Genomic DNA, 26,955 nt, shown 5'->3' with positions numbered 1-26,955 from the left:
GATGAATTTCAACATGTTCCTCTCGGGCCGGATCAGTTTCGGTCCCGGCGTTTCTTCCCAGGTGGGCCTTCAGGCCCGGAAGCTCGGCGCCAGCCGGGCCGTCCTCGTCACGGACAAGACGATGGAAAAGCTGGGACTGGCGGAGAAGATCAGCGACCACCTCACCGAGGCCGGCGTCGAGACCTGCCTTTTCACCGGCGTCGAGCCCGAGCCCTCGGTGGAGACGACGGACGCCGTGGCCCAGCTGGCCCGCCAGCAGGACTGTCAGATCGTCGTCGGTCTCGGCGGCGGCAGCAGCATGGACGTGGCCAAGGCCGTCAGCGTCCTCATCACCAACGAGGGGTCGGCGGCCAACTATCAGGGGCTGGGCCTCGTCAAAAAGCCCGGCGTCCCCAAGATCATGATCCCCACCACGGCCGGAACGGGGTCGGAGGTGACCTTCACGGCCGTCCTCATCCGCCGCAGCGACGGCGTCAAGGGCGGCATCAACGACGACAAGCTCTTCCCCGACTACAGCCTTCTCGATCCCGAGCTCACCCTCTCCATGCCGCCTCAGGTGACGGCCTCGACGGGGATGGATGCCCTCTGCCACGCCCTTGAGGCCTTCACGAGCCGCCAGGCCTCGCCCTTCAGCGACCTCTTCGCCCGCGAGGCCATCGAACGCGTCGGCACCTGGCTGCGCGTGGCCGCCCTCAACGGCAGGGATCTCGAGGCCCGGAGCGAGATGATGCTGGCCTCCCTCTACGGCGGCATCGCCCTGGCCAACGCCGGCGTCACGGCCTGCCACGCTCTCTCCTACCCCCTGGGCGGCATGTTCGGCGTCGCCCACGGCCAGGCCAACGCCCTCCTCATCCCCTACGTGGCCCGTTTCAACGCCCTGGCACGGCCCGACAAGTTCGCCGAGGCCGCCGGTCTCCTGGGCTACATCGAAGAGGAACTTCCCCTGCGCGACGGGGCCCTGCTCTGTGCCGACGCCCTCGACGAGCTGATCGAAGATCTGGGCCTGCCCCGGACGCTGAAGCAGCTCAAAGTCGGCATCACGCCCTCCCACTTCGACGAGATGGCCGCCAAGGCCCTCGCCGTGGCCCGTCCCATGGAAAACAACGCCCGCGTCATGTCCAAGGAAGACTGCATCTCCATCTACAGGGAGGCGATGGAATAATGCCCGGTTTCGATCTGTTCGACCAGAGGGAGATCGACGCCCTCGCCGACGTCATCAACCGCAAAATGGTGCACCGCTACTCCTTCAACGACAGCCGCGACGGGATCTACCGCGTCGAGGAGTTCGAGAGGGCCGTCGCCGAGCGCGTCGGCGCCCGCCACGCCCTCGCCGTCAGCAGCGGATCGGCCTCTCTCTACGTGGCCATGAAGGCCTGCGGCATCGGCCCCGGCGACGAGATCATCACGACCCCCTTCACCTTCATCGCCAGCGTCGAGGCCATCCTCGAGTGCGGAGCCGTTCCCGTCCTGGCCGAGGTCGACGAGAGCCTCAACCTCGATCCCGAGTCGGTCGAGCCCCTCATCACCGAGAGGACCAAAGCCGTCATGCCCGTCCACATGTTCGGCGCGGCGGCCGACATGGAGGCCTACGGCAGCCTCTGCGCCGATCACGGCCTCTCCCTCTTCGAGGACTCCTGCCAGGCCATGGGGGCCACCTATCGGGGCAAGGCCGCCGGGACCTTCGGACTCTGGGGGACCTACAGCCTCGACCCCTACAAGATCATCACCGTCGGCGAAGGGGGACTCATCGTCACCGACGACGAGGAGCTCTACCGCCGCATGGAGTACTACCACGACCACGGTCACATCCATGACAAGTCCATCGATCGGGGTGCCGAGGGCAAGTTCTGCCTGGGCTTCAACTTCCGCATGAGCGAGCTTCAGGGGGCCCTGGGCCTCGTCCAGCTCTCCAAGCTCGACGGCGCCCTGGCCAGGCTGAAGGGAATCAAGCGGACCGTCGTCGACGCCGTGGCCGACCTGGGCCTGTCCCGCCGCGTCCATGCCGACGCCGAGGGCGACAGCGCCACCCAGATCGTCTTCCTTCTCCCCGACGAGGCCTCGGCGCGGCGCTTCCAAAAGGCCTCGAAGGAGGCGGGCGTCGGCTGCGGCAACCTCTCCGACAACACCTGGCACTATGCCCGTCACTGGCGGACGCTTGCCGAAGCCCTGCCCGACCACTGTACCGTCGAGAGGCCTCGGACTCACGCGATCCTGAGCCGCACCGCCGTCTACGGCCTCTCCGTCGCCATGACGGAGGAGCAGGTCGAGAAGACCGTCAGGGCCATCCGGGCCGGGGCGGCGGCTCTCTAGGAAGCAGCGTCCCCCGACGCGTTGGGGAACGGGAGAAGGCCGCCGCCGAGGGTCACCTCGCGGCGGCCTTCTCGATCCTTCCCGGAGGAGCGTGGAGCGTTCTCCCCGTCGGGCTCGTCGAGGACCTCCGATCAGGGTTGAAAGGGGGAGCTTTTTGTATTAGTGTTCCTTAAGGAGAGAAGATCTCTTGCGCGATGGAAAGGGAGGGGCCCTTCGGGCCACGGCGGCTCTCTCCTCGGGCTGTCCCGTGTCCCTCGGTCGCCCGGGCGGAGGCAGGATCTGACGGGGTCGCTGGCGGCACTCCGCGGGCCCTGCGGAAGCCGCCCGTCATTCGATGGAGGGCAGGGCCGAAGGTCGCCTGGCGAACCTTTTCATCGGGCGAGGGTGTGCCGAAAGGATCGGTGTCTTGCATGCAAGAAAAGAGGGCGGCGCGAATCGCCTTTTTCGACGCCTACCGGACGTTTCTCGTCTTCGCCGTGGTGAGCCTTCATGCGGCCATGGTCTACATGGCTCACGTCCCGGCCTGGTGGTACGTGATCGATCCCGAAAGGAGCCTTTTTTTCCTCGCCTGGGTGCTCGTCACCGACACCTTTCCCATGCCGGCCCTTTTCTTCGTCTCCGGCTATTTCGCCCCCCTCTCCCTGGAGCGCAGGGGAAGGAGCGCCTTCCTGAAGGACAAGCTCCTTCGCATCGGCCTTCCCTGGGGCGTCGGCGTCCTGCTCTTCGCCCCCCTTTTCGCCCGGGCCACATGGAAGTCCCTCGGTCTTCCCCTGCCCTCCTCCCACTGGGCGTTCGTCCGCACCCTCTGGATCGGACCGGCCTATCAGCAGGCTCATTTCTGGTTCCTCGGCGTCCTCCTCGCCTTTTTCCTCCTCTTCGCCTTCGCCGCTTCCCTCCGCCGTCCCTCGGCCTCGAGGCTCTCGCCCCTCCGAGGGATGCTCCTCTGGTGGGGGCTCGCCTCCGCGACCTTCTTCCTCTCCTCTCTCCGCTGGCATCACGACCTCTGGATCTCCCTGGGGCCTCTCTACTTCCAGCCGGCGCGGATCGTCTCCTACCTGGCGGCCTTTTGTCTCGGCGGAAGGGCCTGGCGCGACGGCTGGTTCGACGGTCCGGGAGTAGGGAGAAAGGTCCTCCCTCTGGCGGCTCTGGGGGCCTTCCTCGGGGCCCTCGTCGTCGTGATTCTTCCCTTCCGGTTCGCCCAGAGTGACGCCCTCGGCGCGAAGGCGCTTCGTGCCATGGCCTACGCCTTCGCCTCCCTCTCCATGGGCTCCTTCTTCCTGCTCGTCTGCTCGGCTTTTCTGAACCGTCCTTCGCCGCGATGGCGTCTTTTGGGCGAGTCCTCCTACGGCGTCTACTGGCTCCACCAGATGATCCTCATGCCCCTTGCGGCGCTGCTCGTTCCCCTCTCTTTTCCCGGTGCCGTCAAGTTCGTCGTCGCCCTCGTCGGCACCTGCGGCCTCTGCTTTCTCCTGACCGTGGAGGGACTGCGGCGCCTTCCTCTTCTGCGGCGCATCTTCTGAAGGAGAGGAAAAGGATCGTTCCCCTCCCGTCGGTCGGAGGGGAATTCCGACCGACGGGAGGCGGGAGCCCTTTTGAGTCTCCTTCGCGCGTGTTATCATGGCCGGGAATTCGTGAGGAGGGATCGTTCGTGGCGATGCAGATCAGTTTGGACGAGATCATTTCCATGCTTTTGGCCCGCGTCGAGAGCTTGGCCTACGGGGCCGAGAATCAGAAGACGCGCTTCAACGTCTTGGCCCGCGTCCTCTACAAGAAGGGGCTCCTCTCCGACGAGGATGTGCTCCAGTCCGTCAGGGACGAACACCGCCTCCTCGTCGACCTCGGCCTCGTCGACGAAATGCCCGATGACGAGATGATGGAGGCCGCGGCGGAAAGCCTCCTCCAGTGGATCAAGGGCGATGCCGCCGCGATCAGGAGGACGATGGAGGAGTACGAGTCCAAGATGAGGGAGATGGCGGCCAAGGAGGCGACGAAGCCCAAGATCGACGTCGCCCCTGCCAGCGCCCTTTCCCAGCTGGACCGGCTCAGCGGGAAGAAACCCGGCGGGAGCAAGCTCATCCTCTGATCGGCCCGATGCCGAAGAGGCGACGCGAACCGGGGCCCCCTGCAGGGGGCCCCGGTTCGCGTCGCCGGGGCTCGCGACCGGCGCGAGGGCTCTCTTTCCGGAGGAGAGCCGCGCCGGTCTGCCGGGATTCCTTTGCCGTCTAGATTTCCGTCCGGAGTTTCATCGTGGGCATGGAGACGACGGTGATGCCCGAATCCCTGTCGTAGTGGTAGTTGAGGGCGTCGCTTTCCGGGTCGTAGCCGATGACGGTGTCGGCCGCGATCCGGTTGTGGGCGTCGACGATGACGCGGCGGAGGCGACAGTCTTCGCCGATGACGACGCTCTGCCCGATGATGCACTCCTCGACGACGGCCCCGGGAAGGATGGTGCAGTTGCGGGAGAGGACGGAACGGTGGACGACGCCGCCCAGAACGCGGCTGCCCTCGGCGCGGAGCGTGCCGATGACGGAGCAGGTCTTCCCGTTCGAGGGGTAGCTGAAGGCGGGAGGATCGGCGAAGGAGACCGTCCGGATCGGCCATTGGGCGTTGTAGAGCGTCATGGGCGAGTCGGGCTGGAGGAGGTCCATGTGGGCCTCCCAGTAGGCCTTGAGCGTTCCCACGTCGCGCCAGTAGGGGCGGTCGATCTTCTCCGCGTAGGGGATGCGGTTGGCGGAGAAGTCGTAGGCGAACATGCGGCAGCGGCCGAAAAGGCGAGGCAGGATGTCCTTCCCGAAATCGTGGCTGCTTCCTTCCATTTGGCCGTCCTCGAGGAGGGCCTCCTCGAGGGTTTCCCTCTCGAAGATGTAATTCCCCATGGAAACGTAGCTGTAGCCCGGCCGGCCGGGGATCTCGGGGGGATCGGCCGGCTTTTCGACGAAACCCGTGATCCGTCCCGTCCCGTCGGTGAAGAGGCAGCCGAACTGGTGGGCCTCGGAGCGGGGGACGATGTTGGCCGCGACGGTGACGTCGGAACCGTTGGCCTGGTGGAAGTCGAGCATCTCTTCGACGTTCATCTTGTAGATGTGGTCGGCGGCGAAGATGCAGATCCGGTCGGCGTTGTAGAGGGTGACGAGGTGGAGGTTCTGGTAGACGGCGTCGGCCGTTCCCTGGAACCAGTGTTCGCCCCGCCACATCTGGGCGGGGACGACGGTGATGAAGAAGTCCCGCCCCCGAAGGGCCCCGCCGAACTGCCAGCCCCGTTCGACGTGTTCGTTGAGGGATTGGCTCTTGAACTGGACGAGGACGTAGATGGAAAAGACGCCGCTGTTGACGAGGTTGGAGAGGGCGAAGTCGACGATGCGGTATTTGGCGGCGAAGGGGACGGCCGGTTTGGCCCGGTATTTCGTCAGGGGCATCAACCGCTCTCCCTTGCCGCCGGCAAGGACGATGCCGAGAACGCGACCGTATTTTCCGTAGATCATGGAAGGAACCCTCCTCAAGTCGCCTCAGGAGCCCGAGGACGAGAGATGGCCGTGCCTCTGTCCATTGTAGCCTAGGAAAGGCTTTGTTTAAATATATCTAATTCAATAAACAAAAAGAAAATTTCATCCGCCTCCTTCGCCCCCTCAGTCCAGGGCGAGGAGGCGGCGGTAGAGCCGCTCGTAGGCCTGAGCCGAGGCCTTCCAGGAGAAGTCGCGGCCCATGCCCCGACGCTGGATTCCGCTCCAGCGGGTGCGGTCGCCGTAGGCTCGAAGGGCCCGTCTGAAGACGGCGATCAGCTCGTCGGGGTTGTAGTCGGAGAAGAGGAAGCCGTAGCCGTCGGGAGCCCCGTCGGCGTCGATGACCGTATCGGCCAGCCCTCCCGTGGCCCGGACGATGGGCACCGTCCCGTAGCGGAGGGCGATGAGTTGGGAGAGGCCGCAGGGTTCGAAAAGGGAGGGCATGAGGAGCATGTCGCTTCCGGCGTAGAGAAGGCGGGCCCGCTCCTCGCTGAAACCGATGTGGACGGCTAGGCCCGGCAGACGCGAGGCCCTTTCCTGAAGGGCCTTTTCGAACAGGGAGAAGCCGCTTCCGACGATGACGAGGCGGCTGCCCGACTCGAGGAGCGTCTCGAGGGAGGGGAGGAGGAGGTCGATTCCCTTCTGTTCGACGATGCGTCCGATGAAACAGACCAGAGGGCGCTCGTCGTCCTCCCATCCCAGGCTCTCCAGAAGGCGGAGGCGGCAGATCCTCTTGCCGGAAAGGTCGTCGGCGGAGAAGGGGGAGGGAAGGGTGGCGTCGTTTGAGGGGTCCCAGGTATCGAGATCGAGGCCGTTGAGAATGCCCGAGAGCCTGTCCCGGTTGGCGGCGAGGACGCCGTGAAGGCCCATGCCTCCCTGTTCCGTCTGGATCTCCCACGCGTAGCTGGGAGAGACGGTGGTGACGGCTCCGGCCGAGAGGAGGGCGCCTTTGAGAACATTGATCTGGCCGTAATACTCGAGGCCCTCCAGGGTGAAGCTCCTGCGGTCGAGGCCCCACTCGTCGAGAACCGAGGGGGAGAGGATGCCCTGATGGGCCAGGTTGTGGATCGTCAGCACCGATTCGTAGGCGTCGCTGACGTCACGATAGTGGCGATGCCAGCGAAGGGCCACGGGAAGCAGGGCCGTGGGCCAGTCGTGGCTGTGGAGGATCTGCGCCCTCCAGCTCTCCCGGCGGGGGAGCTCCAGGGCGGCCATGGAAAGAAGGGCGAAGGGGAGAGCCGTATCGGCCGTGAGCGACTCGGGGTAGATGTGGAAGTCGGAGAAGAGCTCCTCGTTGTCGAGAAGGTAGAGGGGGATGTCGTCGATCTCGCTTTTCCAGAGGCGCGACGAGAAGACCTGCCAGCGAAGGGCCACGTGAATCTTCTCGCGGACGCGGCGGAGAGGGGCCCCTCTCCGCCGCAGGGCGTCGAGGACGCCGGGCCAGGCCGGAGTCAGCACCCGCACGTCGATTCCGAGGGATCGGAGGGCCTTGGGCAGCGAGCCGACGACGTCGCCCAGGCCTCCGACCTTGGATAGAGGGGCCATCTCCGTCGCCACGTGGAGGACCCTCGGTTGCCGGGGGAACCGTTCCATGAGACACCTCCCTGTGAAAGATCGGATCGAAAGGGGCGAAGCCCTTCGATCGCGAGGAGTCTGCCGGGTTTGGCCTGACGGTAGTTGATCGATGCCCTTTTGTGCTGTCCGAAAGAAATGCTTCGTTCTTGAAGTCAAGTTCTCCGTCTTATGGGTCAGGCCAAATTGACCTTTTCAGAGAAGTCCGACAGACTTCTAGAGGCCCCGGAAGGAGACGCCGTAGGCCTTCTCGCAGTATTCGCGGACGACGCGGGTCGTGTTGAAATAGCTGCCGTTGAGGGCGATGGTGTGCTTCATCATCGAGACCCACTTCTCCCGGTTCCGATAGTAGGCGGGGATGATCTTCTCCTCCAACTTGCCGTAGAGGTCGGCGGCGTCCTGGCTTTCGTCGTAGTCGATCAGCTCGGCCTCCTTCGATTCGGGGCCGATGGACCAGCCCGTGACGTCTTCGATCCACCCCTCGATCCACCAGCCGTCGAGGACGGAGAAGTTGAGGACGCCGTTGAGGGTGCACTTCATGCCGCTGGTGCCGCTGGCCTCGCGGGGGCGTTTGGGGTTGTTGAGCCAGACGTCGACGCCCTGGGTGAGAAGGGCTCCGATCTCCATGTCGTAGTTCTCGACGAAGACGATGGGGATGGTCGAGCCCAGTTCCTGCGAGGCCCTGTAGATCTGCCGGATCATCGCCTTGCCCCCTTCGTCGTGGGGATGGGATTTGCCGGCGAAGAGGAACTGGACCTGTCCCGAGGCGATGCTGAGAAGGCGCTTGACGTCGGTCAGAAGGAGATCGGCACGCTTGTACGTCGCCGCCCGGCGGGCGAAGCCGATCGTGAGGACGTCGGCGTCGAGCTGCTGTCCCGTCAGTTCGAGGACTTTGGCCACGAGGCGCAGTTTGGCCGCCTGATGGGCCTTCCAGATCTCCTCGTCGGGAATCTGGAGGGCCTGGACGAGCCGTCCCGGGTCGTGCTGCCACCCCGGCGCGTAGGCGTCGTAGAGGCGTTTGAAGCCGGGAGCCGTCCAGGTGCCGGGGTGGACGCCGTTGGTGATGCCGTCGATTTTGGGGTCGTTGAACATGTTGCGACTCACTTCCGTGTGCTTTCGCGAGACGCCGTTGACGTAGCGGCTGAAGCGGAGGCCCAGTTCCGTCATGGAGACGCCCTCGGGAGGCATCATGCGCCGCAGCTGTCCCGAGAAGACGGAGGGCATGACCCGGTCGATGAGTTCGTAGTGGAAATGGTCGTGACCGGCCGGAACGGGCGTGTGGGTCGTGAAGACGATCTGTTCGCGGATCTTGTCGTAGCTTTCGTAGCCCTGTTCCCGCAGGAGCTCCAGCGTCAGGAAACCGGCATGTCCCTCGTTGAGGTGGAAGGTCTCGAGGCTGTTGTATCCCATGTCGCGGAGCATGCGGAGGCCGCCGACGCCGAGGATCGTCTCCTGGCAGAGGCGGTAGCGCTGGTCGCCTCCGTAGAGATACCAGGTGAAGCTGCGGTCGTCGGCCGTGTTCCCCTCGAAGTCGGTATCGAGGAAATAGACGGGAACGGGGTAGCCGTTGAGGCCCGTCAGCTCGTGGACCCAGGTCCGAACCTTGACCTCCCGTCCCTCGAGGTAGACCGAGACCTGGTTGGGAAGGAGGCGCAGCTCCCGCTCGGGCTGCCAGGAGACGGCCGTCTCCTTCTGGTAGCCTTCGTCGTCGAGGCTCTGGTTGAAGTAGCCTCTGTGATAGAGGAGGGTCATGCCGACGATGGGAACGCCCAGGTCGGCGTTGCTTTTGAGGATGTCGCCGGCGAGCACGCCCAGGCCTCCCGAATAGGTGGGGATGGAGGCCTTGATGCCGATTTCCATCGAGAAATAGGCCACGGTGCGGAAGGCCGGGTCCTTTTCCATCATGTCTTTCAGGGCATGTCCGATGTGGCGGCCGTAGGTCATGGTCATGGGTTCTTCCCTCCTGCTTTCGTTCAGCTCGTCTGATAGGGGCGGGGAACGGCGAATCCCAGATGATCGGCCAGGCGCAGCAGGTCGTCGCCCAAAAGGTTGCGCTCGGTCTCCAGGGCCCGCCAGGTCTCATTCTGAAGTCTCGTGACGTCCATGTCGATAGACAGATGGCGGGCTCGGGTCAGGGCCCTGTCGGCGAGGGAGAAGCCCTCGCTGTCCCCCTTCAGCCTGGAGCGCCGGATCAGCTGGCGCAGCTCCTCCGCCAGCCGGGGGGCCAGAAGCGCCAGTTCGGGCCGACATCCCAGGGCGTGGGCCTCCTCGAGGAGGTCGGCCAGGGGAGAGCCCTCCTGAAGCAGATCGAGGGCCCGCGTCCCTTCGATGAGGGAGGCGAGGCGGTGTTCCAGGGCCAGTTCGGCCGAGGCCTTCAGGTAGGCCGGAGGCGCGGCCTCCATGAGATGGAGCTGGACGAGCAGGCGCCGGCTGTCGTCGGTGACGGCCTCGGCCTGGGCGGCGTAGCGCTCCTGGGCGCGCCGTGTCCGATCGAAGGCCAGAGCGCGTCCTTCGTCGGGAGGAAGGTCGGCCATTCTCCAGGGGCCGAGGGGATAGTCCGCCTCGAGGCGGCGCGACAGCTCCAGCAGATCTCCCTCGTAGAAAAGGCGGTTCAGCTCCCTCGACGGCGAGGGGGGGCCCTCCCGGAGGCGGCAGACGTCGTCGAGGGCCCCCTGGGAGAGACAGGCCGTCTCCCCCTGCCAGGTCTTTCCCGTCCGTCGGTCCCGGAGGGTGACGGTCGCCAGGCGGAGCCGGAATTCGCCGCTGCGGAGGGACTGTTCCCGCTTGTCGAGGTCGAAGGCGTAATAGACCTTTTCCTTTTCGGCCAGGGCGGACTCGGCGGCGATGCGGGCCAGATCCCTTTTCCTCGGAAGAAGGGATCGGGCCACGGCGGCTCCGTCGGGAAGGTCGGGGCGGTTGCCCTCGGCCTTCGACAGGTCTCTGAGAAGATCGGGGAGGACGTCGCGGCCCGTGGCCTGATGGAGCAGGTCGCAGGCCCTCAGGGCGTAGGCGATGATCTGAGCCGTCTCGATGCCGGCCACGTCGTTGAAGAACCAGCCGCAGGAGGTGTACATGAACATGGCCATGCGCTGGGCCTCGAGCAGGGTCCTGATCGAGAGGCGCCGGACCTCGTCGAAATCGCCCAGTCGCTGGGCCAGGAAGGATTCCCTGGGCGAATGACGTCCCGTCAGGTAGAGGGCGACGGCCTCGTCGCGAAAGCGCCAGACGTCGCCGACGAGGGGCTCGAGGGAGGAAAAGGCCTCGTCGACCGCCCCCTTCAGGGCGTCCAGAGCCTGTCGGAGAGGCCCTCTCCATCGCTGATGCCAGGAGGGGTCTCCTCCGGTGCGGCAGCCGCAGTCGCTTCTCCATCGCTCCAGGCCGTGGGCGCAGGACCAGGAGCTCCTCGGGAGAATCCGTGCCTGCCATGTGACCCGGTGTTCGGCCAGGAAGGCCGCAGGCGTCGTGACGCAGGTGTCGCCGCGGGAGCCGTAGAGGAGCCGGAAGGCCCTGGAGAGGGCCATCTCCCCGAACTTGTGGTGATGCCCGAAGGTCTCTCCGTCGACGGCGACGGTGAGCAGCGACGGTTCCTCCCGTCCCGACGGGAGGGCCTCGAGGAGGGCCTCGGCCAGGGCGTCGCCGTTTTTGAGGAGATCGCCGAAGGCCAGGGCCTGGGCGAGGGGGCCGTGGTAGAAGATCGCCGTGATGGAACGGCCTGACGGCAGGTCGACGCGGTAGGGGCGGGTGACGTCCAGTCCCCTGCCCTGGGGCGTCTCCGTCCAGGGGCCTCGGGGGGGCGAGACGGCGGCGCACTGATGGGGCGCCAAGAGGACGAAGGAGACGCCGCAGAGGGCCAGATCGTCGAGAGTGGCCTCGTCGACGGCCGTCTCGGGGAGCCAGAAGCCCTCGGAGGGGCGGCCGAAACGGTGGCGGAAGTCGGCCAGTCCCCAGCGGATCTGGGTCAGGCGGTCCCTCTCCGAGGCGAGGGGGAGGATCATGTGGTTGTAGGCCTGAGCCATGGCCCCTCCGCCCTGGCGGTCGGCTCCCTTGATGTGTCGGTCCAGGACGGGATCGTGGCGCTCGATCCAGCCGTGGAGCGTCGGTCCGACGTTGAAGCTCAGATGGCGATAGTTGTCGACGATGGCGACGATGCGCCCCTCGGCGTCGACGAGGCGGGCGGCCCTGTTGGGGCGGTAACATTCGACGGCGACGCGTTCGTTCCAATCGTGGGCCGGCGCCGCCGAAGGATCGAGGAGGACGTCGTCCAGCCAGGGATCTTCCCGGGGTGGCTGATAGAAATGGCCGTGGAGGGCCAATGCGCGCATTCCGTCACCTCCCGCAGATAAGGCACCGAACTTCCCTTTCGATTATAGTCGTTCCCGGTCCGGTGTGCCGTTACCCCTCCCTTCAGGGAGGGGTAAATCATGGGCACAATTCTTGCCACCTTCAGGCCGAGATGGTATGGTCAAGCCCGGTCGGCCGGTGGCCGTCGGGCTCTTTCGGGGGGCTTTAAACGGACCCGGTCCGCAGGGGAGGGCGTGTCGCCCGCTCCCGGGCCGGGCGATCTTGAAGGGTGGGAGAAGCCTTGATGGCAGCCTTGCAGATTAAGGGACGGAAGACGATCGGGCCCGAAGGCGTGAGCGACATCGACGGGGAGGAGCCTTCCGGCTTCTTCGGCGGCTCGGTCCGTCGTCTGCCGGGGGAAGAGCCCCTTTCGTCGCGTGCGATGGAGGATCGGCCATGTTAGAAGATCTCTCCTGCCATATCCTGGATATCGCCGAGAACAGCGCCGTAGCCGATGCCGACACGGTCACGATCCTTCTCGAGGAGCTTCGGCGCGACGATTGGCTTCTTCTCTCCGTCGAAGATGACGGCCGAGGGATGGATGAGGACCGCTGCTCCAAAGTCTACGACCCTTTCTTCACGACTCGTACGACGCGACGCGTCGGATTGGGCATTCCCTTCCTGAAACAGGCGGCCGAGGCCTGCGGCGGCGGCCTCACTCTGGAATCGCGGCTGGGCGAGGGCACGAAACTGAAGGCCTCTTTCCGTTACGATCATATCGACCGGCCCCCTCTGGGCGACGTCGCCTCGACGCTCGTGACGCTTTTGGCGGGCCATCCCCAGATCCGCTGGATCTACCGCCATCGCGTCGACGATCGGGAATTCGTCTTCGACAGCAAGGAGATCGTCGACGTGCTGGAAGATCGCGAAATGCTTCGGACGCCCGACGTGGCCCAGTGGCTTCGGTCCTACCTGTCGGAAAACCTGGAGGAGATCGGGGCGGCCTCGTCGGCAAAGGGGGTCGAGACCTCGTCTCGGCTCCGCCACGAACCTTCATAAAGACGGGAGAGCGTTGCTTTGACGGGAAAACGTGTGGTTCTGGCCTTCGGGACCCGTCCCGAGGCGATCAAGATGGCGCCCGTATATCTGGCCATGGCAAAGACGGAGGGTCTTGCCCCTCTGGTGCTTCTGTCGGGACAGCATCGGGAACAGCTCCTCCAGGCGATGGAACTCTTCGGTCTCGAGGCCGAGCGGAACCTGGAGGTCATGACGGAACGTCAGTCCCTGCCCGAGCTGGCCGCCCGCATCCTGCCCCAGGCCGCTTCGGCTCTGAGGGAGATGGAGGCCCGCTACGTCCTCGTCCACGGCGATACGCTCACGACGTTCGTCGTCGCCTGGGCCGCCTTTCTGGAGGGCATCCCCGTCGGCCACGTCGAGGCGGGACTCCGAAGTCACCGTCTCGCCGAGCCCTTTCCCGAGGAGGCCAACCGCCGCCTCACGTCGGTCATCACCGATCTCGATTTTCCCCCCACGGAGGGGGCCCGGAGGAATCTCCTCGACGAGGGCAAGAACCCGGATCGCCTCGTCGTCACCGGCCAGACGGCCGTCGACGCCATCCGCTTCGCCGCGGGCAGGGGAGAGCTTCCTCCCCTGCCGCGAGGAGGGGAGGTGGTGGCGGTGACGCTCCATCGCCGCGAAAACTGGCCCCGCCTCGGTGCCCTCGCCGGCGCGCTGGCCGATGTGGCCCGAGCTTTCCCCGATCATCTGTTCGTCTATCCCGTTCACCTCAATCCCGTCGTCCGCGAGGCCGTCGTCCCCGTCCTCTCGGAGGTGCCCAACTTCGTCCTCCTCGATCCCCTGGAGTACGGTCAGATGGCCGCCCTTCTGGCCGCGAGCCGTCTCATCGTCACCGACTCGGGCGGCCTCCAGGAGGAGGGCGCCTCCCTGGGGGTCCCCGTGGCGGTGCTGAGAAACGTGACGGAACGCCCCGAGGGGCTCCTGACGGGAATCCTGCGCCTTGTCGGCACCGACCCCGACGGGGTCCGGTCCCAGCTCTCTCTGCTCCTCGACAGGGGCATAAGGCCCGGAGAGATTCCGGCGGCCTCCAATCCCTACGGAGACGGGCGGGCCGGGGAGCGGATCGCCCGCGCCGTCGCCTGGCGTCTGGGCTGCGGCCCCCGCCCTGCCGACTGGGTCTATGCGGCCGGGGAGGAGATCCTCTCTTGACCGACGGCGGACCCCTTCCCGAGAGCTTCCGTCCCCTTTTCTGGGACGTCGACTGGGAGCAGCTCGATGGCGGGCGTCACTGGCGCCTTATCGTCGAGCGGGCCCTCAACTGGGGCGACGAGGGGCATCTGCGATGGATCGTCGATCGTTACGGCCGGCAGAAGATCGCGACGGTCGTCCGTGAAAGCCGGAGGCTGACGCCGAAGACGGCCCGGTGCTGGCAGAACCTCTTCGGCCTCGACGAGGGGGAGATGCGATGTTTTGGGACATTCTCGACGAGCCGCGACGGGTACTTCTGAGGCGGCTCGTCGAGACGCCTCCCGTCTCCGGGGCCTATCTGGCCGGAGGGACGGCTCTGGCCCTGCTCTTCGGCCATCGCCATTCGGAGGACTTCGACTGGTTCGTTCCCGACGATTTCGATATCGAGGGTCTTCGCCGTCGCCTCGAGGGGATCGGCTCCCTCGTCATCTCCGAGACGGCCCGAGGGACCTTTCACGCCGTTCTCGACGGCGTCCGCGTGACGTGGCTTCACTATCCCAATCCGCTCCTCCGGCCCCTTCTCTTCGTTCCCGATCTGGAGGCGCTCCGTCTGGCCTCGCCTGTCGACATCGGCGTCATGAAGCTGGCGGCCCTGGCCGATCGAGGAGCCCTCAAGGATTTCATCGACCTCTACGAGCTGGCCCGTCAGGGGCTGACGCCCCGCGACCTCTTCCGCCTCGTCGAGAGCAAGTTTCCCCGCCGTCGGATCAACGCCTACCATCTCGTGAAGAGCCTGGCCTTTTTCGACGACGCCAGAAACGACATCTGTCCCACCCTGCTCAAGCCCTTCGATCCCTCCGAGATGGAGCGTTTTTTTCTCCGGGAGCAGGTCTATCTTCTGGAACGTTTCTTTTCTCCCGAGGAGCTCCCCCGTTGAGACTTCCGTCTGCCGTGGTATAATGGGGCAAAGAAAATCCCTGCGGTGTTCGTTGACATGTATGAAGTGCCTTGAGCCAACACTCGAACCTGCGGAGGCCGGGCTCCGCTCCGGCAGAGGAGACGCCTGTTCGTCACCGAAGCTAAGGAGGGGAAGGCTTCCATTCTTATAGGGACCGGGTCAAGGCCTTCATGCGACGGCATTGCGGGGTTTTTGACGGAATGCTTTTCAGGTCCCTTTCTCCTTTTCGCGAGCGTGGCAGACGGGGAAGTGTTGGTGGTCGCTTCCCGTTCCGGGCGAGAGGGTCCCGTCATTTGATGGGTTCGAAGGGAAAGAGGCGGCCTCCGTCTCGGTCAAAGGATCTTTCTTTCGACAGGAAGGGCGCGAGGGAACTCGCACCCTTTTTTTGTCTTCATTCGTCTTCAAAGGGGGGGAGGATATGATTGCGGCGCCCTTTTGGCATCCGGCCGGAGCTTCGGCCTTTCTGCTCGATTGGGACGGCGTTCTGGCCGAGACGAGTCTCGATTTCGGCCCCCTCCGTCGCCGCTATTTCGGGGGGCGGCGGGTCCCTCTCCTCGAGGCGGCCGAAGGGCTTCCCGAGGAGGAGCGCCGGGCCTTTCACCGCGACGTGGAGGCTCTCGAAATGGAAGGCGCCCGGCAGGCCACTCTCGTCCCTGGAGCCGACGAGCTCCTGGGCTGGCTTGCCGAAAGGGGGCTGCCCTGGGCCGTCGTCTCCCGCAATTTCCGCGGCGCCATGGAGGAAGCGGCCTCGCGGATCGGCCTGGTCCTGCCACCCGTGACGCTCAGCCGCGACGACGGTCCCGTCAAGCCCGCTCCCGAGGCGCTCTGGCGCGCTTCCGACGCCCTCGGCGTCGACCCGTCGTCGGCCGTCTTCGTGGGCGACTTCCTCTACGACCTCATCGGGGCCCGGCGGGCCGGCATGAGATCCGTTCTCGTCCAGCGCGCCGATCCCTCGTGGATCGACTGGCCCGACGTGGCCTTCCCCGCCCTGACCGACCTCGTCGACTCTCTCTCCGATCCTGAGCCCCTCGTCCCCTGGGAATACCGCGACCTCGTCCGTGAGCGGGGGCGGCCGTGGCTGGAGCGGGCCTGGGGACTGTCGGTCTCCCTGGCCGAGGCCGAGGCGGACCCGATCGGCTGCGCCCTGGAGATGGCCTCGCTCGGCGTGGGGCGACTGACCGTCCCTCCGGGGGCGACCCTCTCTCCCTTGCAGTGGAAGGCGTCGGCCGCCCTGGCGAGGCGGTGGATGGGCGAGCCTCTCTCCCTCGCCGTCGGCCACCTGATCGGGGAGCGCTATCCCCTCGTCTCCGTCGTCGAGCAGGAGGGAGGCGAGGTCGAGATCGCCCCTTGGCTCGGAGGCGTCCTGCGGTGAGCGAGGACGGAACCCTTCTCTTTCCCGGGGAAGCCAGGCCTAAAGGCCCCTGGGAGCGCCCCCTGGCCGATCGGATGAGGCCCAGGACCCTCGACGACTTCCTGGGGCAGAGCCACCTCGTCGGCGTCGGAGCCCCCCTGCGCCGTCTCCTCGAGGCGGGACGGGTGCCGGGCTCCATCCTCTACGGTCCCCCCGGCGTGGGAAAGACGACGCTGGTCCGGCTCATGGCGCAGGCCACGGGGCGGTCTCTTCTGGAGATCAACGCCGTGACGTCCAAGGTGAGCGATCTCCGCCAGCTCGTCGACGAGGCCCTGGCCCTCAAGGAGCGCAACGGCGGCCGTGCCGCCCTGGCCTTCGTCGACGAGATCTACCACTTCAACCGATCGCAGCAGAACGCCCTTCTTCCCTCCGTCGAGAGGGGCGACCTGATCCTCGTGGGAACGACGACGGAGAACCCCTGGTTCGAGATCAACAAGACCCTTCTCTCCCGCCTCGTCGTCTACGAGCTTCAGCCTCTAGGAGAGGCGGAACTGACGGCCCTTCTCCGTCGCGCCCTCTCCGACGTCGAGTCGGGAATGGGCGCCCTGTCCGTCGAGGCCGACGAAGAGGCGCTCCTGGCCCTGGCACGGAGCGCCGGCGGAGATGCCCGCCAGGCCCTGACGCGTCTCGAAGTCGCCGTGAGCTCCCTGGCGGCCTCCATGGGGCGTCGTCTCACCGTCGAGGCCCTGGGCGCCTCCCTTCCCGGGGCCTATCGCCGCTACGATCGGGCCTCGGACGACCACTACGGCGTCATTTCGGCCTTCATCAAGAGCCTGCGCGGTTCCGATCCCGATGCCGCCCTCCACTGGCTCGGACGGATGGTCGCCTCCGGCGAGGATCTGCGCTTCATCGCCCGTCGTCTTCTCATCTTCGCCGCCGAAGACGTGGGGCTGGCCGACCCCCGCGCCCTTCTCATCGCCACGGCCTCGGCCGAGGCCGCCGATCGCGTCGGCTATCCCGAGGCGAGGATCATCCTCGCCGAAGCGGCCCTCTATCTGGCCCTGGCCCCCAAGAGCAACAGCGCCTACCGCGCCGTCAACGCCGCCGTGGCCGACGCCGAATCGGGTCCCCTGCAGGAGGTGCCCGAGCCGCTCCGACCTCATGGGACGGGCTATCTCTACCCCCATGACGACGAGCGCCACTGGGTTCCCCAGGCCTACATGAAAGAGATCCGGCGCTACTACTTCCCGGGCCGCCTCGGCGAAGAGCCCCGTCTGGCGGCTCCGCTGAAGGGGTATTGGAGGCGTTTCCGCGAAGAAGAGTAGTGCCCTCACGGGGCGGGTCCCTTCCGCCGCCGGTCCGCCCATGCTAGGATGAACGGCGTGGGAAACGAGAAAGGAGGCCCAGGATGAAACGTATTGCCGTTCTGACCAGCGGAGGCGACGCTCCGGCCATGAATGCCGCCGTACGGTCCGTCGCCCGATCGGCGATTTTCCGGGATATAGAGGTCGTCGGCGTCCGGAGGGGCTATGAGGGGCTTCTGGAGGGGGACCTGATCCCCCTGACCAAAAGCTCCGTCGGCGGCATCATCCACAGGGGGGGGACCATCCTCAGGACGGCCCGAAGCGAGCGTTTCCGCCGCCCCGAAGGGATCAACGAGGCCCTCCAGCAGCTCAAACGCTTCGACATCGACGGTCTGGTCGTCGTCGGCGGCGACGGTTCCTTCAGGGGAGCCTGGGAACTCGTCCAGCGCGGTTTCGCCGTCGTCGGCGTTCCTGCGACGATCGATAACGACATCGCCGGAACGGACATGACGATCGGCTTCGACACGGCTCTCAACACCGTCCTCGAGGCCGTCAAGAAGATCCGCGACACGGCCAGCAGCCATGATCGCCTTTTCATCATCGAGGTGATGGGAAGGGAGGCCGGCTTCCTGGCCCTCGAGGTGGCCGTGGCCAGCGGCGCCGAATATGTCCTCGTCCCCGAAAGGCCCGTCGATCTGCCCCGTCTCTGCGACAAGCTGCACTATGCCCGCAAGAGGGGCAAGACCCACTCCCTGATCGTCCTGGCCGAGGGCGTCATGGCGGCCCACGAGCTTGCCGGCCAGCTTCTCGACACGGGAGGCTACGACTCGCGGATCACCGTCCTGGGACACATCCAGCGCGGAGGAAGCCCCTCGGCCTTCGACGCCGTCCTGGCCTCCCGCATGGGAGCCGCCGCCTTGACGGGCCTCGTCGAGGGGCAGACGGGCGTCATGGCCGCCTACCGCCGAGGAGGCATGGAATTGGTGCCCCTCTCGCTGGCCTGGGAGCAGAAGAAAGAGCTGAACACGGAGCTTCTCGATCTCGTCGAGAAGCTCAGCATCTGAGGTGGGACGAGTGAAAGAGGAGGCGTGGGTCCATGGCCTGATGGGTCTGGTGGCCAGTGACCGTCCCCGTCGGGGTGCCTCCCCGATGGGCAGGTCCGATCACTGGACGGAGGCCCTGGCCCTTCTGGAGGCAAAGAGGCGCGTCGCCGTCATCACCGGCTTCTATGTCCTGGAGGCGAAGGCCGCCGAGACCGACGGTCCCGGCGGCGCTCTCGTCCTCGCCCGGGCCCTGGAGCGGGACGGAAAAAGAGCGATCGTCGTCACCGACTCGCTCTGCTTCGACGTCGTCGCCGCCGGGGCCGCCGCCCTCGGCGACGGCCCCCCCCTCCTCTGCGTCGACGAGCCCGGGGAAATCTGGTCCTGGGATCCCGATCTCCTTCTCTATGTGGAGCGCCCCGGCCGCTGTCGCGACGGGACCTTCCGCAACATGCGGGGGCGGGACATCTCCTCCGTCACGGCTCCTCTCGACGGAGCCGCCCTAGAGGCCCCTCTTCGCGGCGTCTCTCTCCTGTCCATCGGAGACGGCGGCAACGAGGCGGGAATGGCCTCTTTCCTGGAGGGGCTTTCCGCCACCCGTCCCGAATTCGCCCCTTCCCTATGCTGTGTCCCGGCCGACGTCGCTCTGGCCGTCGATGTCTCCAACTGGGGGGCCTACGCCCTCGGTGCCCTTCTCTCCTGTCGGAGGGGGATTTGGCTCGGTCACGACCCCGACGAGGAGGAGCGGCTTTTGCGGGCACTCGTGGCCGCCGGAGCCGTCGACGGCGTCTCCGGTCTCCCCGAGCCCTCCGTCGACGGTTTCCCCCTCGAAGTGCAGTGCGAGCTCGTCGCCGAGCTTCAGAGCCTCTGGAGGACGTTCACCTCGTCTCCGGAAGAAAAAGGCGCCTCCTGAGAAGGGGGACGAAGAAGAGGGCGAAGGCCCCTCCCATCCCGGTCTGGACGAGGTCCGTGGCCAGTTCGACGGGAGCGGCCTTCCAGCCGTAGAGAAAGCCGGCGGCCGTCGTGTAGCCGACGATCATGATCGTCGCGCCGGCCAGGAGGGCGACGATCCGTCCCCTGGGGGCGAGACGGCCGACGACGTACCCCTCGGCGCCTTTGATGGCCAGCGTGAGAGGGGCCCAGAGGGGGTAGCCCAGGAGAAGGTCGGCCAGGGCGGCGCCCAATCCCCCTGCGGCGCCGTAGCGGGCTCCGAAGGTGAGGGCGGCGACGTAGAGGACGCCCTCACCGAAGTTGAAGTAGAGGCGAAAGCCCGGGACGGGAATGTGGATCATCGTGGCCACGGCCACGGCGGCAGCCACGAGGGCGCCCAGCGCTATCGTTCTCGAAGTTTCCTTTCGTTCTCCTTCCACGAGCGTTCACTCCTTTTCGGATCGCCCCTCCTTCAGGTGGGGGCCTGTCCTTAACTCTAGCGTCTGTGCCAAGCTCCCGAAAAGATCCAGAGGACCCCTCCCGTTCCTCCTTTCTGGACACGGTTTCGCAGGCTTCCTTCCCTTCTCGATGGGAGATGATGCGCTATAATGAAGAAAAGCAGCCGTTTCCCCCTGGCTTTCGTCTTTTCCGTAACGGTTCTTTCTGCCCTGCTGCTCGGCTGGGCTCTCCGCGGCAGCGGCATCGTGGCCAGCTGCGAGGTCCTCGATGTCTCGGTCTGCGAGGAGCTGGACGAGCAGCTTCGTCCCCTCGGCGGAGGTTCCCCCTTCTCCTTCGGCATCCGTCAATTGGGCGTCCGCTTCCGCTTCCGCCTTGCCCGCCAAGGCGAAAGCCTCCAGGTCCGCTGGTTTTATCAAAATCATCTCATTAATGAAGAGTCTCTGTCTGTCGAGTCCTCCGAAGGGACCAAGGCCTTCTATCTCGTACGGGAGGATGGGGCGCCTCTGCCTGTGGGGGAGTACGGCGTCACCATCTCCGAGGGAGGACGCCAGGCCTTTCGTCTGGATTTTTCCGTCGAAGAACCTCAGGAACAGCCGGAACAGGACGATCTCCAGGGAGAGCCGGAGGCCCGAGAGCGGCAAGAAGCCCGGGCGTAGCGGGACGCCCGGGAACCGTGGAAGATTTCCCGATCAGCGAGGAGGAGTTGGAACATGCGTTTTTTTCTTGATACGGCCAACCTGGAGGAGATCCGGGAGGCTGCGGCCTGGGGTGTCGTCGACGGTGTGACGACGAACCCCTCTCTCGTCGCCCGAGAGGGCGACCTTTCCTTCCGGGAACGGGTTAAGGCCATCGCCGACATCGTCGCCGGTCCGGTGAGTGCCGAGGCCGTTTCCCTCGAGGGAGAGGCCATGCTTCGCGAGGCCCGGGAATTGGCCCTTCTGAGTCCCCATGTCGTCGTCAAGATTCCCATGACGCCCGAGGGCATGGGCGTCGTCCGGACCCTTTCTCGCGAGGGAAGGGCCACCAACGTCACCCTCGTCTTTTCCGTCAACCAGGCTCTGCTGGCCGCGGCGGCCGGAGCCACCTACGTCAGCCCCTTCGTGGGGCGCCTCGACGACACCGGACAGGACGGCATGGGACTCGTCCGGGAGATCGTTTCGGCCTTCCGGGCCGGGTCGGTGACGACCCGGGTCCTCGCCGCCAGCGTACGCCACCCCCGACACGTCGCGGAGGCGGCCCTGGCGGGAGCCGACGTGGTCACTCTGCCCTTCAAGGTCCTGAAACAGATCTTTCATCATCCCCTGACGGAAAAGGGAATCGCCTCCTTCGTCGCCGACTGGGAGAGCTACAGGAGCCGCCATGGCGATCGGGCCTAGCGACGACTACAGCGGAGAGGGCTCTCCCGCCGTCGAGGCCGAGGCGGTGCCCGAGATCCAGGAGCCCAAGGCGGCTCCTCGACCTCGCCACTCCTACGGGCATCTGAGCTCTCTCCTTCTGACCGATCTCCGCAGGCTGGCACGCGACCTGGGCGTCACCGGCGCCTCGTCGCTCCGCAAAGACGATCTCGTCATCGCCGTCCTGCGCCATCAGGCCGAGGAGATGGGGTTCCGCCTGGGCGGCGGAACGCTGGAAGTCCTCGCCGAGGGGTTCGGTTTCCTCCGCCACGAGGGACTTCTTCCCGGCGACGATGACATCTATGTCTCGGCCTCCCAGATCCGGCGCTTCGGTCTTCGCAACGGAGATGTCGTCTGGGGCCTGGTCCGCCCCCCCAAGGAACAGGAGCACTACGAGGCCCTTCTGCGGGTGGAGATGGTCAACTTCTCCGATCCCGAGGCGGCCCGTCGCAGGCCCCACTTCGAGCAGCTCGTTCCCCTTTTCCCCGACAAGCGCTTCCACCTCGAGACGACGCCTCAGGAAGTTTCGACGCGCCTCATCGACCTCTTCGCCCCCATCGGCATGGGCCAGAGGGCCCTTGTCGTCTCTCCGCCCAAGGCGGGCAAGACGTCGATCCTCAAGAAAATCGCCAACGCCGTCACGACCAACCACCCCGACGTCATCCTCATGGTCCTTCTCATCGACGAGCGCCCCGAGGAGGTCACCGACATGGCCCGGTCCGTGGCGGGCGAGGTCATCGCCTCCACCTTCGACCGCCCCGCCGAGGAGCACATGCGAGTGGCCAACCTGGCGCTGGAGAAGGCCAAGCGCCTCGTCGAAGTGGGCAAGGACGTCGTCCTCCTCCTCGATTCGATCACCCGCCTGGCCCGGGCGTCGAACCTCATCGTCCCCCCGTCGGGAAGGACGCTCTCGGGCGGCATGGACCCCGCGGCGCTCTATTTCCCCAAGCGCTTCTTCGGCGCGGCCCGCAACATCGAGCAGGGAGGAAGCCTCACCATCGTCGGCACGGCCCTCGTCGACACGGGAAGCCGCATGGACGAGGTCATCTACGAGGAATTCAAGGGAACGGGAAACATGGAAGTCCACCTGTCGAGGAAACTGGCCGAGCAGCGCATCTTCCCCGCCGTGGATATCGGCCGGTCGGGCACGAGACGCGAGGAGCTCCTCCTCGACGCCGACGAACTGGCCCGGGTCTGGTTCCTCCGTCGCCGCATTTCCAGTCTCGACGAGGCCGAAGTGCTCAATCTCATCATCGGCAAGATCAAAAACACGGTGTCCAACGTGGATTTTCTGAAGACAATTAAAATTACCTGATCGATTGCCCTCTCCGCCTCGTCGCTTTATAATGGTCGGCGAGGTTTATCGATTTCCATCGGCGTCGTGGCCAGAAACGGGGTGAGAAGGTTTGGGTTGGCAGAGAGCGACCAGGTCCCGCCGCAGAGCGGGGAGGCTCGGATTCATTCTTCTGCTGGTCGTCATGATCAGCGGCACGGTTTATCTATCCGTCGCGGCCAGCGAACGTGCTGGCGGCGGTCTCTGGAGCGACCTTCCCGACAGTTTTCACGCCACGGCGGCGACGGTCCCCTCGGGATTCATCGTCGTCGACATGTCGGCCACGGGCCTTCCCTTCGAGGGGGGGCTGTCGGCCACTCAGAGCAAATCGGCCCGGTCCCTCGGGATCGGCCCCCTTCCTGAAGGCCCTTCCCTCTTCGAAGAAGAACTCGTCCTCAAGGAACTGACTCCCGCCGGGGAGAAATCCCTCAAGGCGAGCGGGGCGTCGGGCGACGTCGAGCTCGCCCGGTGGGAGGAGCATGTCGTGGCTTCGGGCCAGACGCTGAGCGCCATCTGTAACGGTCTCTCCGTGACGCCCGAGGACGTGGCCAAGGCCAACGGCCTCAAGAGCCTTCACCGTCTCGTCGAGGGGCAGCTTCTTCTGATTCCCCGCTCCCCGGAGGACGTGTCCTTCGTGCTGGAGGAGATCGGGCGCCGCGCCAAGGTCGAGGAGATCAAGCAGAAGGAGGCCGCTCCTCTGGAGATGAAGGAGTACGTCGTCCAGCAGGGCGACACGCTCTGGAGCGTGGCCAACAACTTCAATCTCGACATCAACACGCTCTTCGGCTGCAACACGCTCAAAAATCCCGATGTCCTCTCCCCGGGCACGAAGCTTCTCGTCCCCAACCAGGACGGCGTGCTGCACAAGGTGCAGAAGGGCGATACGCTGGCGGCGCTGTCCAAGAAGTTCGGCGTCCATCCCGAGGCGGTGACGTTGGCCAACGGCTTCGCCGAAGGGGCCGGCCTCGAGGCGGGCAAGTCGGTCTTTCTCCCCGGCGCCAAACCCGTCGTGGCGGCCACGAGCGGACGGAGCGGATCGTCGGCGGCGCTCAGCGGTTTCCGCTGGCCCGTGGCCGGTCGCATCAGCAGCCCCTTCGGCTGGCGTCGCGATCCCTTCAGCGGCCGGAAGGACTTCCACACGGGCCTCGACATCAGGGCCCCGTCGGGAAGGACCATCGTGGCGGCCAAGGCGGGAACCGTCGTCTACTCGGGCTGGATGGGCGGTTACGGACGGGTCATCGTCATCAACCACGGCGGCGGCTACACGACCCTTTACGCCCACTGCAGCAAGCTCCTCGCCGCCAAGGGGAAGAAGGTCTCGGCAGGCCAGGCCGTCGCCCTGGTGGGCTCCTCGGGGCGCAGCACGGGGCCGCACCTTCACTTCGAGGTCCGCATCAACAACTCACCGACGAATCCTCTCAAGGTGCTCCGTTGACGGAGGTCCGTGACGGGAGGGACAGGATCGATTAAACTGGACCGGAGGCCGACTCCGGTCCAGTCTCTTTTAGGCCTTTTCGCTCTCGTCGGGGAGAAGCTGTGGTAGTATCGTTGCTTTGGATGACCGCGAGGCTCCAGAGGAGCCAATTTTACCGGGGAGGTCTGGAAGGGAATGACCAAATACGTCTTTGTCACCGGCGGTGTCGTCTCGTCTCTCGGCAAGGGGATCACGGCGGCATCGTTGGGTGTGTTGCTCAAAAAACGGGGTTTCAAGGTCTCCATCATCAAGCTCGATCCCTACATCAACGTCGACGCCGGGACGATGAACCCCTTCCAGCACGGCGAGGTCTTCGTCACCGACGACGGGGCCGAGACCGATCTCGATCTGGGCCATTACGAGCGTTTCATCGACGAGTCGCTCACGTCGTCCAATAACGTGACGACGGGGAAGATCTATTCCCGCGTCATCGACAAGGAGCGGGAGGGACACTATCTGGGCGCGACGGTCCAGGTCATTCCCCACATCACCAGCGAGATCCAGCAGCGCGTCCTCGCCGTCGCCGAGGGGCAGGACATCGTCATCTGCGAGATCGGCGGCACCGTCGGCGACATCGAGGGCCTGCCCTTCCTCGAGGCCATCCGTCAGATGATCTCCCGCGTGGGCCGGGAAAACGTCCTTTACTGCCACGTCACCCTCGTCCCCTACATCGCCGCCGCAGGCGAGCTGAAGACGAAGCCGACGCAGCACAGCGTCAACGAGCTGCGTCGCATCGGCATCCAGCCCGATATCATCGTCTGCCGCTCCCAGTTCGCTCTGAGCCAGGATCTTCGCGACAAGATCGCCCTCTTCTGCAACGTCGCCAAGGACTGTGTCGTCGAGGCCCTCGACGCCGACACCATTTACAAGGTTCCCCTTCAGCTTTTCGCCCAGGATTTCGACGGCCTCGTCCTGCGCCGTCTGGGCCTTGCCGACGGGAATGCCCCCGATCTGAGCGACTGGGAGCGTTTCATCGCCACCTTCACCGACGCCGAGGAGGAGGTCGAGATCGCCATGGTCGGCAAGTACACGGCCCTCAAGGATGCCTACCTGAGCGTCGTCGAGGCCCTCCTCCACGCGGGAATCGCCAACGGCTGCCGCGTCCGGATGCGTCCCGTCGAGGCCGAGGAGATCGAGTGCGACGGGGCCGAGGCCCATCTTTCGGGCGTCGACGCCATTCTCGTTCCCGGAGGTTTCGGCTCCCGCGGCGTCGAGGGAAAGATCGCCGCCGCGGGATTTGCCCGGAAGAAAAAAATCCCCTATTTCGGCCTCTGCCTGGGGATGCAGGTGGCCGTCGTCGAATTCGCCCGCAACGTCTGCGGCATCGTCGGCGCCAACAGCGTCGAGATCGACCCGGCCACGCCCAGTCCCGTCATCCATCTCATGGAGGAGCAGAAGTGCGTCGAGGACATGGGCGGAACGATGCGTCTCGGCGCCTATCCCTGCGAGCTCGTCGAGGGAAGCCGTTCCCGGCGGGCCTACGGTCGACCCCTGATTCACGAGCGCCATCGCCATCGCTTCGAGTTCAACAACGAGTACCTCGATCGCCTGGAGGCCAAGGGACTCCGCGTCGCCGGGATCTGTCCCGGCCGGAACCTGGTGGAGATCGTCGAGATGGCCGACCACCCCTGGTTCGTCGGCGTTCAGTTTCATCCTGAGTTCACATCGCGTCCCGTGAAATCCCAGCCGCTCTTCCGCGATTTCGTGGCCGCCGCTCTGGCCGGGAAGAGGGAAAGGGATTCGGCTCCCGATTGAGGAACGCGAACGCTGAAGGAGGTAGATCGATGAAACGTTTGGCCTGGGTCTGTCTCGTCGCCGCTTTTTTCGTCGGATTCTGTGCCCTTTCCGGGGCCGTGGCCGACGAGGAGACGCCCTTTCAGCTTCTGGGCAGAGTGGAGAAGGTCGTCTACGGAGGGCCTCAACCCGGAGGTCTCATCGCCCGCCTCGGCCAGGTGGAGCAGGATCTTTTCGGTCGCGAGCTGCCGGGAAGCATCGCCGAGAGGCAGCAGGCCCTTCTGAACTACATCGACGAGGGGAGTCCGGAGCAGCCCTCGTTCCTCTTCAAGCTCGGCGTGGCCGAGTGGGCCGTCTCTCAGAGGGTATCCCCCTCCAAGGCGGCCCGCGACCGCATCGCCGATCTGGAGCTGCTTCTCGAGGGGCAGAGGGGGGAGGAGCGTCCTCTGGCGATGCGCCTCGAGCGGCTGGTGGCCCTGCTCCTGGCCGAGGGCGTCACTTGGGAGGATCTCTCCCTGCCTGCGGCCACCCTCGTCCGCGTCGAACTGCAGGAGGCTCTCTCGCCCCGGACGGCGGAGAAGGACATGCCCGTCGCCATGGCCCTGAGAGATGACCTCGTCGTCGATGGCCATCTCGTCGCCCCGCGAGGGAGCGTCGTCGTCGGCCATGTGGCCGAGGTCAAGCCGCCGCGCAGCTTCGGTCGCGCCGCCGAGGTGAAGATCGCCTTCGAGGCCCTTCTTCCCCTGGGGCCGGAGCGAATCGCCGTCTTCCTGGGAGAGAAGGCCAAGGAGGCCGCCTCGACGGACAAAGAGGTCCTGGCCGCGGCGGGCGCCAGCTTCCTGGGGCTCGTCGTCCTCGGCCCCTTGGGTCTGGCCACGGGATTTCTCGTCCGGGGAGGGGAGAAGGAGCTTGCCCAGGGGACCCTTTTCTACCTCGAGTCGACGACGGAGACGACGGTCAGGGCCTTCCCCGTTCCGGTGGGACTTCAGGGTCTGACGCGGCAGGCCTCTCCTCCTCCCGGCGAGGAGCTCAGCGGAGACAGCGGAGACGGCAACGCTCCTCCTGCGACGAACTGACGGGTTTCGCGAACGGAACAGACGAAAAACGAAG

General features: G+C 65.8%; 24 protein-coding genes and 1 other RNA gene. 20 read left to right on the top strand and 5 right to left on the bottom strand.

Annotation, left to right across the window (positions count from 1 at the left end; genetic code table 11):
- Position 1 precedes the first annotated feature (1 nt).
- The 4 genes from KAR29_RS09630 (at position 2) to KAR29_RS09615 (ending at position 4,393) form a co-directional block, all read left to right on the top strand.
- On the top strand, positions 2–1,162 hold the full coding sequence (locus tag KAR29_RS09630; RefSeq protein ID WP_274372783.1) for an iron-containing alcohol dehydrogenase: 1,161 nt from the start codon (positions 2–4) through the stop codon (positions 1,160–1,162).
- The gene (locus KAR29_RS09625) at positions 1,162–2,310 is read left to right on the top strand and encodes a DegT/DnrJ/EryC1/StrS family aminotransferase (protein WP_274372782.1); all 1,149 of its coding nucleotides are present in this window, start codon (positions 1,162–1,164) and stop codon (positions 2,308–2,310) included. The genes KAR29_RS09630 and KAR29_RS09625 overlap by 1 nt, the downstream gene beginning before the upstream one ends.
- Positions 2,311–2,720: 410 nt before the next feature.
- Positions 2,721–3,830 carry an acyltransferase family protein gene (locus KAR29_RS09620; protein ID WP_274372781.1) on the top strand — a complete coding sequence of 370 codons (1,110 nt, stop codon included), beginning with the start codon at positions 2,721–2,723 and terminating at the stop codon, positions 3,828–3,830.
- A 134-nt stretch (positions 3,831–3,964) separates the two neighbouring features.
- Positions 3,965–4,393 carry a hypothetical protein gene (locus KAR29_RS09615; RefSeq protein WP_274374962.1) on the top strand — a complete coding sequence of 143 codons (429 nt, stop codon included), beginning with the start codon at positions 3,965–3,967 and terminating at the stop codon, positions 4,391–4,393.
- A gap of 139 nt (positions 4,394–4,532) precedes the next feature.
- On the opposite strand, the gene glgC is transcribed toward KAR29_RS09615, so the two are convergent.
- The 4 genes from glgC to KAR29_RS09595 form a co-directional block, all read right to left on the bottom strand.
- Positions 4,533–5,792, bottom strand: a complete 1,260-nt coding sequence (glgC, locus tag KAR29_RS09610; protein WP_274372780.1) for a glucose-1-phosphate adenylyltransferase — start codon at positions 5,790–5,792, stop codon at positions 4,533–4,535.
- Positions 5,793–5,936: 144 nt separating this feature from the next.
- On the bottom strand, positions 5,937–7,403 hold the full coding sequence (gene glgA / locus KAR29_RS09605) for a glycogen synthase GlgA (RefSeq protein ID WP_274372779.1): 1,467 nt from the start codon (positions 7,401–7,403) through the stop codon (positions 5,937–5,939).
- A gap of 195 nt (positions 7,404–7,598) precedes the next feature.
- Positions 7,599–9,332 (bottom strand): alpha-glucan family phosphorylase, encoded by a 1,734-nt coding sequence (glgP, locus tag KAR29_RS09600; protein WP_274372778.1) that lies wholly within the window; start codon positions 9,330–9,332, stop codon positions 7,599–7,601.
- A gap of 23 nt (positions 9,333–9,355) precedes the next feature.
- Positions 9,356–11,704, bottom strand: a complete 2,349-nt coding sequence (locus KAR29_RS09595) for a DUF3536 domain-containing protein (RefSeq protein ID WP_274372777.1) — start codon at positions 11,702–11,704, stop codon at positions 9,356–9,358.
- A gap of 263 nt (positions 11,705–11,967) precedes the next feature.
- On the opposite strand from KAR29_RS09595, the gene KAR29_RS09590 reads away from it, so the two are divergent.
- From KAR29_RS09590 to KAR29_RS09545, 10 genes are all read left to right on the top strand, one after another.
- Positions 11,968–12,126: a hypothetical protein gene (locus KAR29_RS09590; RefSeq protein ID WP_274372776.1), complete on the top strand. Its 159-nt coding sequence runs from the start codon at positions 11,968–11,970 to the stop codon at positions 12,124–12,126.
- Positions 12,120–12,722 (top strand): ATP-binding protein, encoded by a 603-nt coding sequence (locus KAR29_RS09585; protein WP_274372775.1) that lies wholly within the window; start codon positions 12,120–12,122, stop codon positions 12,720–12,722. The genes KAR29_RS09590 and KAR29_RS09585 overlap by 7 nt, the downstream gene beginning before the upstream one ends.
- A gap of 18 nt (positions 12,723–12,740) precedes the next feature.
- Complete coding sequence (gene wecB, locus KAR29_RS09580; RefSeq protein WP_274372774.1) at positions 12,741–13,889, top strand: non-hydrolyzing UDP-N-acetylglucosamine 2-epimerase; 1,149 nt, start codon at positions 12,741–12,743, stop codon at positions 13,887–13,889.
- Positions 13,886–14,188 (top strand): DUF6922 domain-containing protein, encoded by a 303-nt coding sequence (locus tag KAR29_RS09575; RefSeq protein WP_274372773.1) that lies wholly within the window; start codon positions 13,886–13,888, stop codon positions 14,186–14,188. Before wecB ends, KAR29_RS09575 begins: the two co-directional genes overlap by 4 nt.
- Positions 14,146–14,805, top strand: coding sequence for a nucleotidyl transferase AbiEii/AbiGii toxin family protein (locus KAR29_RS09570; RefSeq protein WP_274372772.1), 660 nt, complete (start codon positions 14,146–14,148; stop codon positions 14,803–14,805). Before KAR29_RS09575 ends, KAR29_RS09570 begins: the two co-directional genes overlap by 43 nt.
- Before the next feature lie 34 nt (positions 14,806–14,839).
- A non-coding RNA gene (ssrS, locus tag KAR29_RS09565) (6S RNA) lies at positions 14,840–15,020 on the top strand.
- A gap of 224 nt (positions 15,021–15,244) precedes the next feature.
- Positions 15,245–16,198 (top strand): HAD family hydrolase, encoded by a 954-nt coding sequence (locus tag KAR29_RS09560; protein ID WP_274372771.1) that lies wholly within the window; start codon positions 15,245–15,247, stop codon positions 16,196–16,198.
- A 74-nt stretch (positions 16,199–16,272) separates the two neighbouring features.
- Entirely contained in the window at positions 16,273–17,502 is a 1,230-nt protein-coding gene (locus tag KAR29_RS09555) for a replication-associated recombination protein A (RefSeq protein ID WP_274374961.1), read from the top strand.
- A gap of 83 nt (positions 17,503–17,585) precedes the next feature.
- A complete protein-coding gene (gene pfkA, locus KAR29_RS09550) occupies positions 17,586–18,545 on the top strand; it encodes a 6-phosphofructokinase (RefSeq protein WP_274372770.1) in 960 nt (319 codons plus the stop codon).
- Between the two features lie 10 nt (positions 18,546–18,555).
- The gene (locus KAR29_RS09545) at positions 18,556–19,434 is read left to right on the top strand and encodes a DUF4392 domain-containing protein (protein WP_274372769.1); all 879 of its coding nucleotides are present in this window, start codon (positions 18,556–18,558) and stop codon (positions 19,432–19,434) included.
- Here the strand turns inward: KAR29_RS09545 and KAR29_RS09540 are convergent.
- Positions 19,400–19,891, bottom strand: a complete 492-nt coding sequence (locus KAR29_RS09540; RefSeq protein ID WP_274372768.1) for an ECF transporter S component — start codon at positions 19,889–19,891, stop codon at positions 19,400–19,402. The genes KAR29_RS09545 and KAR29_RS09540 overlap by 35 nt on opposite strands.
- Positions 19,892–20,059: 168 nt before the next feature.
- Between KAR29_RS09540 and KAR29_RS09535 the strand changes: the two genes are divergently transcribed.
- From KAR29_RS09535 to KAR29_RS09510, 6 genes are all read left to right on the top strand, one after another.
- On the top strand, positions 20,060–20,566 hold the full coding sequence (locus KAR29_RS09535; RefSeq protein ID WP_274372767.1) for a hypothetical protein: 507 nt from the start codon (positions 20,060–20,062) through the stop codon (positions 20,564–20,566).
- 54 nt (positions 20,567–20,620) lie between these two features.
- Complete coding sequence (gene fsa, locus KAR29_RS09530; protein ID WP_274372766.1) at positions 20,621–21,286, top strand: fructose-6-phosphate aldolase; 666 nt, start codon at positions 20,621–20,623, stop codon at positions 21,284–21,286.
- Positions 21,270–22,619 carry a transcription termination factor Rho gene (gene rho / locus KAR29_RS09525; protein ID WP_274372765.1) on the top strand — a complete coding sequence of 450 codons (1,350 nt, stop codon included), beginning with the start codon at positions 21,270–21,272 and terminating at the stop codon, positions 22,617–22,619. Before fsa ends, rho begins: the two co-directional genes overlap by 17 nt.
- Before the next feature lie 163 nt (positions 22,620–22,782).
- Positions 22,783–24,072, top strand: coding sequence for a M23 family metallopeptidase (locus KAR29_RS09520; protein WP_274372764.1), 1,290 nt, complete (start codon positions 22,783–22,785; stop codon positions 24,070–24,072).
- Positions 24,073–24,246: 174 nt separating this feature from the next.
- Entirely contained in the window at positions 24,247–25,866 is a 1,620-nt protein-coding gene (locus tag KAR29_RS09515) for a CTP synthase (protein WP_274372763.1), read from the top strand.
- Positions 25,867–25,895: 29 nt separating this feature from the next.
- Complete coding sequence (locus KAR29_RS09510; RefSeq protein ID WP_274372762.1) at positions 25,896–26,921, top strand: hypothetical protein; 1,026 nt, start codon at positions 25,896–25,898, stop codon at positions 26,919–26,921.
- The last annotated feature ends 34 nt before the right edge of the window (positions 26,922–26,955 follow it).

It is taken from the genome of Aminithiophilus ramosus (assembly GCF_018069705.1).
GTDB lineage: Bacteria > Synergistota > Synergistia > Synergistales > Aminithiophilaceae > Aminithiophilus > Aminithiophilus ramosus.
This window is presented reverse-complemented; position numbering and strand designations above follow the sequence as displayed.